The organism is Pontibacillus yanchengensis, assembly GCF_009856295.1.
Classification (GTDB): Bacteria; Bacillota; Bacilli; order Bacillales; family BH030062; genus Pontibacillus; species Pontibacillus yanchengensis_A.
This window is the reverse complement of the sequence record NZ_WMEU01000001.1, coordinates 576,054-588,476: the sequence shown is the minus strand read 5'-3', so window position 1 is coordinate 588,476 and position 12,423 is coordinate 576,054. Positions and strand designations below refer to the sequence as shown.

Genomic DNA, 12,423 nt, shown 5'->3' with positions numbered 1-12,423 from the left:
TTGCAAAATGTTAAGATAGGTCTTATTCCAGCACCAGAACTACCAACAGAAATAGCTGAAAAATTATTGAATACACTTCCTGATCAATTCAATCATTTTATAGATTCAAGTGTTTCGTTTGAGATCGCACTAAACATAGATCCGATGACTGGTGCAGCAGAGAATGTAGAAGAAATATTATATAAGGCATCGGACTTGAAGGAGAAAAAGGGTTGGGATTATGCTATTTGTTTAACAGATCTTCCTATCTTTACAGAAGGGTACGTAGTTGCTGCGGATGTCAGTGTTAAACATGGAGTTGGTCAAATATCGATTCCTGCTTTTGGGTCGATGCCCATAAAGCGTAGGCTAAAAAAGGCAATTGTACAATTATTTGGAGAATTGTACTTTCAGTCCTCTACATCAGGGGAATCAACCTCTGGTATGGCTCAAGGAGCAATTCGTCCAAACCGTAATCAAACAGCCTTCCGGTTACTAAAAAAGCAATTTCCTATTTCTCCAGTTCGTAGAATAGAACATAAGGGAGATAGTGAGATTGACATTCGATTCATTGTTGTACCTCGTATCAATGGAAGATCTAGAATATTGATAGGAATGGCTCATGCCAATAGGCCATGGGGGATTATGCCATCCTTTAAAAAAGTAATAGCACTAGCATTTGCTACTGGAGCTTTTGGACTCATTTTCCCAACATTATGGCAGTTAAGTAATTTATTTACTAACTTTAGATTGATTACCTTAACAGTCATCGCAATTACTGGAATGGTAGTTTGGATTGTGTTAGCTCATAACCTATGGGAAAAACCAGCTTATCGTAACAAACCAAAAATACGTAAACTATATAATAACGCTACGTTAATAACGTTGGTAGCTGCAGTTATGATGTATTATGTAATGTTGTTTACCTTGTTCTTTGTAGCCGTTGTAATTTTCATACCACCAGGGTTCTTTAAAGAAATGGCATTTCTTAATGAACCTGCAGGTGTTTTGGATTATTTAAGGTTATCATGGCTTTCAACCTCGATTTCCACTATTGCAGGTGCAATAGGAGCGGGGTTAGAAAACGAAGAATTAGTCCGCAATATCACGTATGGATACCGTCAAAAAAGACGATATCAGGAAGTACAACAATACGACTAATAGAGTAGTATTTTAAAGAAGATAACGAAATCGAGTTGTTTAAAAAAATAAAAACCAAGTTAGCACCTCAATGAATATTGGGGTGTATTTATTTTGTTATATTGAACAAAATATTACTTTACTATTTTTATACCCATAGAATTCTATATGTGTTGTATACTAAAATAATTGGAATCGGTAACAAAAAGGAGATCATCATGATTTATTTATTGTTAACTATGCTTGAAAGAGTAGGTATTATCGTTACGGTTGCTTTTTTGACGACAAGGCTTACCTTTTTTAAAAATATGATGGATGAACAAGAATTGCAAAGAAGTACAATGGTGAAAATGATGGTGTTTTTTGGTTTATTTGGCATAATTGGTACCTATACTGGTTTATCTGTTGATGCATATTCGTATGATATTTCAAAGTGGACATTTTCATTGGCTCAAGATGAAGCGTTAGCTAATTCTCGTGTAATTGGAGTTGTTATAGGCGGTCTTCTTGGGGGATGGAAGGTAGGTCTCGGCGCTGGTCTACTAGCGGGTTTTCATCGATTTACATTAGGAGGATTTACAGCCATCGCATGTGGAGTAGCTTCTATTGTAGCAGGGTTACTAGCAGGTTTTGCACGGAAGAAATTAAAATCGAATGCCTTTCAATCTTTATCTGTTCCTTTAATTGTAGGCATGGTAGCAGAAACAATACAAATGGGGATTATTCTCTTGGTTGCTCAACCTTTTGAAGCTTCGTGGAATTTGGTGGAAAAGATTGGATTGCCTATGATTGTGTCTAATGGAGTTGGATCTGCATTATTTATTCTCATTATTCGGAACGTATTACAAGAAAGAGAGCAGGTGGGGGCAGAGAAGACACAGAAAGCTTTATTACTTGCTAAGCTTACAACATCTCATTTGCGTTTTGGATTAAATCGAAAAACCGCTCAAGAAACGTGCGAGGTGATTCGCCAAGAAGTTGGTGCGTCAGCGGTTGCCATAACAGATCAAGAAGACATATTAGGCTATGTTGGTATGGGACATGACCATCATCAACAAGGTAAGCATATCCAAACAGATGAAACCAAAGCCGTGATTGAAACAGGTCAAGTATACATATCAAGAAGAGAAGCAATTCATTGTCAGAACGAGGATTGTCCTCTTCAGTCAGCTGTGATTGCTCCCCTCAATTTAAAAGGTGAAACGATAGGAACCCTCAAATGTTATTTTGAATCTGAAGAGGCGTTATCAAAAGTAACAATTGAGTATATCACAGGTCTTGCTGCTCTTTTAAGCCAGCAGTTAGATATTAGTGATAACGAACGAGTCAATCAACTTGCGAAAGATGCAGAAATTAGAGCTCTACAAGCACAAATTAGTCCACACTTCTTATTTAATGCATTAAATACGATTGTCTCTATGATCCGTTTAAAACCCGATGAAGCACGAAAGCTACTCGTAACATTATCAAGGTATTTACGTCAGAACATCAATGGAACGAAAGAGAGGTTAATTTCACTTCAGCAAGAACTTCAACATGTAAAAGCTTATTTATCTATTGAAGAAGCTAGATTTAACGATAAACTCCATGTTGAGATGAATATAGATGAAACAGTTCTATTTAAACAAGTCCCGCCCATGACCTTGCAACCTATTATGGAGAATGCGATTAAGCATGGATTAAAAGGAATGAAAGAAGAGAGTGAAGTAACAATCAGGATACATACGGAAATGGAAAAGGTTTTTGTTTCCATCGAAGATAACGGATGGGGAATGGAAGAAAACAGGTTGGAAGAGTTGCTCACAGAATCTGTTGAGTCACAGGAAGGTACTGGTATTGGTTTGGTAAATGTCAATCAACGTCTTACATTGATTTATGGACAAGAAGCATCACTAAAGATTGATTCAAGAATTGGAGAAGGTACCAAGGTATCTTTTCAACTCCCATTATATGATGATGAAGGAGATTTTCTTAATGAGTAATCAGATTAACGTTATGATTATAGATGATGAACCTTATAGCCGTGTTGAATTAAAGCACTTGTTAACCTCTTATGAAGATATCAGTGTGTTAGATGAAGCAACTTCCGGGGAGCAGGGTTTAGAGAAAACAATTCGTCTTACGAATATCCACGTCCTGTTTGTTGATATAGAAATGGGGAAAGTATCTGGTATGGATCTTGTTGATTCGATACAAAACCTAAAACATCCACCCCATGTTGTTTTTGCTACTGCACATCCAGACTATGCAGCTAAAGCCTTTCGATTTGAAGCAATTGATTATTTACTAAAACCCTTCTCAGAAGATGAAGTAGAGGAAACTGTGAAACGTATCCGAAATGTTATTCATACTAAACAATCTTCTACTAATGAAGTCCCGAATCAAGTGAAAGGTAAGTTAGCGATAGAAACAGAAGACCGTATCTATTATGTACTACCTGAAGATCTTTTCTATGTAGAGGTTGATAATGGGGAAACAAGGGTACATGCCCGTGAAAAATTCTTTACCACTAAGCTTTCATTGAAAGACCTTCAAGAAAAATTAAGTGACTTTTCCTTCTTTCGAACGCATAAAAGTTATCTTGTGAATTTAAAAGAAGTAGAAGAACTAATCCCATGGTTTAATGGTGCTTATCAATTAAAATTAAAACATATAGATGAAGAGATTCCAGTAAGCAGAACATATGCAAAGGAATTAAAGAGTAGGTTAAGTTTGTAAAGATGCAAGTAATCTTGTGTTGACGACATCTTAAAGTGGATTCTCTACATGTTATCTTCAAACTCCCCAATGAAAGCGTTTCATTTTATATAATGAGTGTGTAAACTTATTGAAAACGCATACAAGCTGGGAGGGGGAGAACATATGATTACTTTTATTATTTCCATTTCATTATTAATTATAGGTTATTTCACGTATGGCAAATTTGTTGAAAAGACTTTTGAAGTTAAAGAAGAACGAAAGACTCCAGCTTATACAATGGGCGATGATGTAGATTATCTTCCAATGGGGACAAAGCGGAACTCTATGATTCAATTGTTGAATATTGCAGGTGTGGGACCTATATTTGGTCCAATTCTAGGAGCACTTTATGGGCCGGTTGCCTTTTTATGGATTGTATTAGGATCTATATTTGCAGGAGCGGTTCATGATTATCTGACTGGAATGATTTCACTTCGAAATAAAGGCGCACACATACCCGAATTAGCTGGTAAGTTCTTAGGAAAGCCAATGCGACATATTGTAAACGCATTCTCGGTTTTACTATTACTATTAACTGGTACGGTTTTTGTTTCAGCACCTGCATCTTTAATTAATAACTTAACTTCAAATTGGATCGGATTAAGTGCAATTGTTGGAATTATTTTCATTTATTACATCATTGCAACGGTATTGCCTATTGATAAAATCATCGGTAGAGTGTATCCGATCTTTGGTGCACTATTACTGTTGAGTGCTATTGGCATTGGATTCGGTTTAGTAGTAACCGGCGCACCAATTCCAGAGATGTCATTAACCAATATGCACCCTGATAATCTACCAATATTTCCACTATTATTTTTAACGATTTCATGTGGGGCGCTGTCAGGTTTCCATGCTACACAGTCTCCAATCATCTCTAGAACAACACAACGTGAAGGACAAGGTAGGAAAATTTTTTATGGCATGATGATTGCTGAAGGTGTCATCGCAATGATTTGGGCAGCAGCTGCGATGAGCATCTTTTCGGGTAACGAATTAAACCAAATTATTGCTGAAGGTGGTCCTGCTGCAGTTGTAAGTGAAGTTTCTAAGTCTATGCTAGGTGCAATTGGTGGAACTATAGCCATTATAGGTGTTATTATTCTGCCAATCACATCAGGGGACACATCGTTTCGTGGTCTACGAATGATTATCGCGGATTACTTTAAAATTGGTCAAAAGAAAGCAGCAAATCGCCTATGGATTGCGTTTCCTGTATTTGCTCTATCTTTTATCCTTACTAAAATAGACTTTTCCCTACTTTGGAGATATTTCTCTTGGGCAAACCAATCTACAGCTATGATCGCGTTATGGATTGGGGCAATGTACTTGATTTTATCTAAGAAGAATTACTTTATTGCTATGATACCAGCAACATTTATGACATTTGCGACAACGACGTATATATTCTATGCAGATATTGGTGTCGGTCTCTCTATCGAAATAGCATATATCATTGCAGGTATTATTACTGTAAGTGTTATTGCATTGTTTTATAGAACAGCTCACAAACGATTACAACAGCCAGTTTCCTTGGACGATGGATATGATCAAGCTGCATAATAGTAAGAACCCCTTTATGGTAGTTTCGCACATAAAGGGGTTCTTCTTGTTTAAGCTATAGTGATTGTTTTATTATTTGGCACCACCTACGCTTTCATCTAACCATTCAATAATTTTAGAAGAAATTTCATGATTATTTTTATCTATCATCATAAGATGTGAATTTCCATTAATACCTTGTTCTGTAAGTTGAATGACCTTTCCAGTACCACCATTTTCATTAATAAGGTCTATAGTTGTTTGAACAGCTTGTAAGCGACCTGTTTGATTACGTGACTCTAAATAATCTCCATAAATACCTAAATAAGGTATATCAGCGAATGTTTGCTTTATTTCTTCCTCATTGGTAGGAGAGCCTACGGGTTCTATTGCGATAATTCCTTTTACTAAATCAGGACGTTGGCGAGCTACTTCATATCCAATTTCTCCACCCATAGAGTGAACCATTAATATGGATGGCCCTTTTTTCTCTAATAAGGCTATAATGTTATCAACCTCTGTTTGGTTAACTCGGGATTGACCATTGCCACCTTTACCACTTCCAGTATTATTTCCACTCTCTGAACCAGCTTGTCCTTGTGCATTACCACCTTGATCAATAGCATTACCGCTTGAAGATTGACCCTGTTGACCACCTTTGATCTTTGCATTCCCTCCACTATTAGACGTGCTACTTTTTGACATCTCACTGCCTACTTGCATTGGAATACCAGCATAAAATTGATCGAATGCTTCAGCTGGAAATTGACCTTCAGGGTAAGGTTCATTAGTAGCTGAACCTAGCCCCCAACGTTTCCAAATCGATTGAGAGTCCCATTTAGATAAGGAGTTATTTGCTTCTTCTTCTGATAGTCCTGCACTGGAAAGGTCAGAAGTATCAACCGTATAAACAGGATGTCCCGCTTTGGCAAAGTCATATGCCCATCCGTTACGATTATCTGGTGTGCTTTCGTAGATGTTAGCACTAAGTCCTAGTCCAGGTATCATGACCACAGATTCTTTACTTGCGTTTTTTGGAATAAAAGAATGAATGAGAGTTTGTGAGTTTTGGGAATCTCCGATATAAAAATCACTCATTTTTTCAAGTGTTAGACTATCAGAAGAGGTAGAGTCGGATGTTGTATTATTTAATTCTTCATTATTACTGGTTTCTTTTGTTGTTTCATTCTTTTTTTCTGCTGCATTTCCATCTTCATTGTCGGAATTTTGACATGCTCCTAAAATCAAAAGAATAGCGAGCATTGGTATGGATACTTTCTTCATAGGCTATGAACCTCCTCCATTCGTTTTTTGATTCGTGTAGACGCATCTACACGAATATAGTACAAAAGTGAAAAAGCAGAATTATGGCACTCATATGTAAAAAGTGTGTAATTACTATAATGAGTTTGACAGTACAATTTTGTTAAGCTCCTTAGACGACTTTCATTTTCTAATATTGTTCCTAACAAGAAAAGGTTTTGAGAATAAATCTCATTTATGATATTGACTATGAGAATCATTCTCTATATAATTAGTTTTGCAATTGAAACTCATTGTCAATTAAAATACATACATTCAGGAGGAGCTATATGATTTATAAAAGTAAATTAATATACTTACTATTAGCCATTGGACTTGTTCTATCAGCCTGTGGTCAAAATGAACAAGGGTCATCAGAGGGTGAAGAATCAGAAAAAGAAACAACAAATAGTAATGAGAATAAAGAGGCATCAGATAAAGCATCAAGTGAAACAGAAGAAGGTGCAAATTCTGAAGAAGAGGATGCTGGTTTTGTAGAAGCTTATAAACAGGGAAAAGAAGAGCTTGCCAAAGCTGAAGAAGATAAAGAAGTTGATTATCAGAAAGTGATAAAAGTTTATAATAATAATTTAAAATCATTAGTTGAGAAAAGAGATAGTAGCATTGACCAACAAATTACTACAGCGTTAGAGGCTGGAAAAAATGGAGAATTGGATGGTGCCATAGTTAAGCAAATTTTCGATAAGCTATCTCAAAAAGTTTTTTATTTAACTATTAAGCATGAATTCCAAGAAATCAACGAAAACTGGGGTAACACAGAAGAAGTTAACGCTGAGATTGCTGAAGCAAAAGAATTCTACCAAGTATTAGAGGGTACTGTAGAAAAGCGTGATGCTGCATATGAAACAAGCATGGTTGACCAAATTCAAGCAGGCTTCACTGAAATAGAAAAAGCGGTGGAAAATGACGATCAACTTGCCTTTCAATTAGGTAAGCAAGTAGTAGATAAGACGTTGATGAAGACATTCTATCTTGCTGCTGGTGCAATGCCTCATGGTTACGCAACGAAAGCTGCTAAAGAAGCAGAGGAAGACCCAGCACACGCAAAGGTTGAACAAGCAGAGGGGTGGGCATTCTATCAGTCTATCTCTAGTTATCTTACTGAATATGCGAAAGAAGATGCAGCCATTATAGAAGAGAATTTCAATCTAGAGACAGATGTCAAAAAACTTGATCCAGAAGCGGTTAATAAAGCATTTGTACGCGGGTTTTCTAAAGTAGCTTTACATGAATATGAAGAGAGCGAAGAGAACTGGGGTAAAGATAAATCTGTTATCACAGCTTTAGAAGGCGCACTATTCATTGATATGATTTCACGTGATATCAAACGGATGCAAGGTGAAGATATGGCAAACACACTAAACGAGCAAGCACAAACTTACCTTGATGCTGTTAAAGCAGATGAAAAAGAAAAAGCGATGGACGTCCTTGAAAAAATAGAAGGCACTTTAAATTCCATCAACGAAAAAACGAAGTAAAACAGCCTTAAATAGGTTAAGATAGTGTAAGAAACCTTGTTTTATTTAAAACAAGGTTTTTTACTATGAATACCGTGGATAACGAGGTGTAACATTTGCATATTTTAGTAACGGGGGGAGCAGGCTTCATCGGAATGCACGTATGCTCATACCTTCTAAGGGACAATCACCAACTCACAATTGTAGATAACTTAGATCCTTATTACGATCCTGACAGAAAGAAAAAACAACTGGAACAGGTCAAGAGGACTGGTGATTTTCAATTTTATAATGTTGATTTAAGAAATGAAGATAAATGTTTGTCTGTGTTCAAAGCAAATCATTTTGATGCGGTAATACACTTGGCTGCATTACCTGGCGTAGCATATTCTATTAAAGAACCATTGGCGTATGTTCAATATGATATTGAGATGACCATTAATGTTTTAAAAAGTGCAGGTGAGACAGCTGTTCCACATATAATTTTTTCATCCTCATCATCTGTTTATGGAGATAAAGCAAGTCTTCCGTTATCAGAGGAGATGGCAGATGGGAAAGTTGTCTCTCCATATGCTGCATCTAAATTTGGTGCAGAATCATTTTGTCATTCTTATCAACATATATATGGTTTTCAATTGTCCATTTTACGTTTCTTTACCGTATATGGACCATGGGCAAGACCTGATATGGCGATTCCAAAATTTACACATCAATTATCAGAAGGATATCCAATAGAAATATATGGAAATGAAACTGCGCGTGATTATACATACATTGATGATATCGTGGAGGGAGTGAATGCTGTCCTCTACCATAAACACCAAAACGAAACCTTTAATCTAGGGTATGGAGAACCTATATCCATGGAAAGGTTGTTGGAAATTTTTCGACAGCACTACCCTTCAATGGAGATTATACAAAAACCTTGGCGTACTGGTGACGTAGTAACTACTTGGTCTGATATCACAAAAGCAAAATCGGAACTTGGTTTTAATCCTACTACTTCCATTGATGAAGGAATTAAAAGAATGGTTCAATGGATAGAATCATGGAAAGGCTAAAGCGCTATGTAGAATGGAGTGGCAGAATTTTTACTGGTTTGCTATTTATTTGGTTAACCTATGTAGCCTTCGATCTTTCCTATATTTTAGAAGAAGTCGAGCATCTTTTTGATGATATAGGCCTCGTTATGATGATGACGTGTTCTTACTTTGTTGCTTTCTTACTTCGAGCAAAAGCATGGCAATTATATATAGGGAAACAGGTTGGATACAAGCGGTTTGTAGATGGTATGTTATATAGTCTATTTTTTAATCATCTACTTCCCTTCAAAGCAGGGGATATTATTCGAACCAGTTATCTTGCTCAGTCTAAGCTAGTAAATTGGAAGAAAGCAGTAGAATCAGTTGTAGTTATGCGCTTACTGGATTTAATTATTCTAGGTTCTATTGCTGTTATAGGTGTGGTTTATATAGGGGTGTCTTTATCATTTGTATTTCTAATTGCACTACTATTGGGCACAGCATCCATTATAGGGGTCTTGTTGCTTAAAGATACATGGAGACAAATCTTGTTTTACTACATAAGAAATGTTTTTTCTGTTATATCCTCAACAAATGGATTGATTCTTTTCATCATTGTTTTTTTAAGCTGGTGCTTAGAAGCAGTAGTCGTGTTAGCTGTCTCTACTCAGTTCGAATTATCCATAACCTACTTGAATGCTCTTTGGGTAAATAGTTTTACGATTGCAGGGCAAGTCTTTCATTTTTCACCTGGAGGTATAGGAACTTATGAGAGCTTTATGAGCTTTGCTCTTAGAGCTTTTCAAGTCCCTGTGAAAGATGCATATACAATCGCCATTATTACACATGGATATAAATTTATTTTTTCATTCATAGTTGGTATTTATCTCATAGTAAATGTACCTATCTCTTGGAATACAATGAAGGATTGGTTGAGAAGAAAGGAAGATTAATATGAAACAAGCATCAACGTTCGAGGTGATTGCTGCTCGAGGATGGAATTTATTAAATGAAGGTAAGCCGTTCACACCAATCTTTGTTGTGGGCACGATGCTCCTTTTTTATGTAAGCCTTTGGGGGGATCCTATGTTTTGGCAAACGATAGGACTCAGTCTATTTTTAGTTCTCCCGTTGTTAGCGCTCTTTTATTACTATGACTTTCCGTTAATGTTACGTAATTATTTGTGGTTACCGTTTGTGGCTTACTTAATAGTATGGAGTGATGTAAATCTTCCTTTATTAATGTTTGCAACCGGACTATATTTCTTTTTTACAGTCTTCTTCTGGGGGACTTTTTATTATCATTTACGGATTGGAACTTCATGGTTTAACTTTACTCGTTTTTGGAAGTTAGTATTAAAAAATAGTGACTCTACTAGTGGTAATGCACAGGAACAGTTACCTAAATTTTTATTGCTTCTATCGTTATGGGAGTTATTCCACAAGAGGATGTATAGCGACCTCGAGGTTGATTACATGGCTTATATCTGGTTTTTACTAGGGGTATGGGCTTTAAGTTGGATTCTTCACCGATATCTATTTGACTGGAAGCCAGCGGAGAAGGCGACCTTTACAGAACCAGTAGATGAAATCGATCAGCCTAGTGATAAAGTTGTCATGATTGTGATTGATGGCATGAGAAAGGAACGATTTCAGGAAGCGAATACGCCATTTCTAGACAAACTAAAACAAGAGGGTACAGAGTATGCTCAGATGGAAACTGTATACCCTGCTAGAACGGTTGTTTGCTTCTCATCTATGATGACAGGCACATATCCAAAGGAACATGGTATAAAATCCAATATGGTATGGAACCTAGGTATTAAAGTAGAGTCCGTTTTTGACTCTTTACGTAAAATAGGGAAAAAAGGGCGTCTCTTAGGTGTCGCACACTTAATTGATGCAATGGGGGACGATGTTGAAGCTTATACAGCTGTTGCACACAATGATTCTGTAGATCGAAATATATTAGAGAATGCGAAACAAATGATGGAACAGGAAGATCTAGATTTTTTCAATATTCAGTTGATTAGCACCGACCAAACAGGACATAGTCGAGGTGTCCTTTATGATGATTATATTCAAAAAATTGAAGAAGCTGACAGTCTGATTGAAGAGTTTGTCTCATGGATGGATTCAAAAGGATTTATGAAAAATACTACGCTACTTATTTGTGCGGATCATGGACAAGCAGATGGTATTGGAGGACATGGGCATCTTGATGAAGGAGAAAGATATGTACCATTCTTTATGCATGGCCCTTCCATTGAATCCGGAAAAGTAATAGAAGATAAACATAGTCTTATATCCGTTGCTCCCACAATTGCTCACTTATTACAAGCTCCTTGTCCAAACTATAGTAGGGGTGAAGTGCTTACTGACGCATTGAAACTAGCAAGAAAGGAACCTGATTATGAAACAGAAAGTCATCGTATTCCTACCAGCTCATAATGAAGAGGAATCAATCGAAGAAGTTATAAACAAAGTTCCACGTACTTTTCATCCTCAAATCAGGGTGGAAATCCTTGTTATTGATGATGGTTCTAGTGATAAAACTGTAGAAGTAGCCAAAAGAGCTGGTGCAGATTATATATATTCTCACACAACGAACAAGGGGCTAGGTGCCTCTGTTCGAGAGGGCCTTAATCAGTCTTATAAACTTGGAGCTGACATCGCTGTGATGATAGATGCAGATAATGAGTATCCAGCATGGGAGATACCGGAGTTAATTCAGCCCATACTAGAAGGCTCATTTGATTATGTAATGGGCTCAAGATTCTTAGGAACTATTGATGGGATGCGAATTCATCGTCGTCTAGGTAATTATTGCTTCACATTTCTTCAATCCATTCTTCTAAGAAAATGGATTTTTGATGGACAGTCTGGTATGAGAGCATTCTCTAGCCAAGCAATAGAACATGCTGAAATAATCCATGATTATAATTACGCCCAAGTATTAACGTTAAACTTGGTTCGGAAAGGTTTCAGAGTTAAGGAAATTCCAATTACCTATCAAGTACGCTCTAAAGGTCAATCGTTTATAAAGTTTCGCGCTTACTTGACCTCTGTTTTACCAGCTATTGTAAAGGAAGTGTCACGCCGACACAAAAAAGTCGAAATTAATCTCAAACCCATGAAGGATAGGAGTACTGCTGGTAAAAAAGCTAATTGAGCCCTTTTTTATATTGACTTTGATATTGAGAATCTTTATCATTTAATTG

10 protein-coding genes are annotated in these 12,423 nt (G+C 36.7%); 9 read left to right on the top strand and 1 reads right to left on the bottom strand.

The annotated features are described in order from the left end of the window. The 4 genes from GLW08_RS02860 to GLW08_RS02845 all read left to right on the top strand — a co-directional run bounded on the left by GLW08_RS02860 (window position 1) and on the right by GLW08_RS02845 (window position 5,421). A complete protein-coding gene (locus GLW08_RS02860; protein WP_160847066.1) occupies window positions 1-1,140 on the top strand; it encodes a 5,10-methylene-tetrahydrofolate dehydrogenase in 1,140 nt (379 codons plus the stop codon). Window positions 1,141-1,337: 197 nt separating this feature from the next. Continuing rightward, complete coding sequence (locus GLW08_RS02855) at window positions 1,338-3,101, top strand: sensor histidine kinase (RefSeq protein WP_160847065.1); 1,764 nt, start codon at window positions 1,338-1,340, stop codon at window positions 3,099-3,101. Further along, window positions 3,094-3,837 (top strand): LytR/AlgR family response regulator transcription factor, encoded by a 744-nt coding sequence (locus tag GLW08_RS02850; protein ID WP_160847064.1) that lies wholly within the window; start codon window positions 3,094-3,096, stop codon window positions 3,835-3,837. Before GLW08_RS02855 ends, GLW08_RS02850 begins: the two co-directional genes overlap by 8 nt. Window positions 3,838-3,981: 144 nt before the next feature. Next, window positions 3,982-5,421, top strand: coding sequence for a carbon starvation CstA family protein (locus GLW08_RS02845; RefSeq protein ID WP_160847063.1), 1,440 nt, complete (start codon window positions 3,982-3,984; stop codon window positions 5,419-5,421). Between the two features lie 72 nt (window positions 5,422-5,493). Here GLW08_RS02845 and GLW08_RS02840 read toward each other — a convergent pair whose 3' ends face one another. After that, window positions 5,494-6,684: a hypothetical protein gene (locus tag GLW08_RS02840; protein WP_160847062.1), complete on the bottom strand. Its 1,191-nt coding sequence runs from the start codon at window positions 6,682-6,684 to the stop codon at window positions 5,494-5,496. A 308-nt stretch (window positions 6,685-6,992) separates the two neighbouring features. Here GLW08_RS02840 and GLW08_RS02835 point away from each other — a divergent pair, with 308 nt between their 5' ends. The 5 genes from GLW08_RS02835 to GLW08_RS02815 all read left to right on the top strand — a co-directional run bounded on the left by GLW08_RS02835 (window position 6,993) and on the right by GLW08_RS02815 (window position 12,374). Beyond that, on the top strand, window positions 6,993-8,201 hold the full coding sequence (locus tag GLW08_RS02835; protein WP_160847061.1) for a hypothetical protein: 1,209 nt from the start codon (window positions 6,993-6,995) through the stop codon (window positions 8,199-8,201). Window positions 8,202-8,296: 95 nt separating this feature from the next. After that, entirely contained in the window at window positions 8,297-9,241 is a 945-nt protein-coding gene (locus tag GLW08_RS02830; protein ID WP_160847060.1) for an NAD-dependent epimerase/dehydratase family protein, read from the top strand. Then, entirely contained in the window at window positions 9,217-10,155 is a 939-nt protein-coding gene (locus GLW08_RS02825) for a lysylphosphatidylglycerol synthase transmembrane domain-containing protein (RefSeq protein ID WP_160847059.1), read from the top strand. Before GLW08_RS02830 ends, GLW08_RS02825 begins: the two co-directional genes overlap by 25 nt. Before the next feature lies 1 nt (window position 10,156). Further along, window positions 10,157-11,653 carry an alkaline phosphatase family protein gene (locus GLW08_RS02820; RefSeq protein ID WP_160847058.1) on the top strand — a complete coding sequence of 499 codons (1,497 nt, stop codon included), beginning with the start codon at window positions 10,157-10,159 and terminating at the stop codon, window positions 11,651-11,653. Beyond that, complete coding sequence (locus GLW08_RS02815; RefSeq protein ID WP_202406354.1) at window positions 11,616-12,374, top strand: glycosyltransferase family 2 protein; 759 nt, start codon at window positions 11,616-11,618, stop codon at window positions 12,372-12,374. Before GLW08_RS02820 ends, GLW08_RS02815 begins: the two co-directional genes overlap by 38 nt. The last annotated feature ends 49 nt before the right edge of the window (window positions 12,375-12,423 follow it).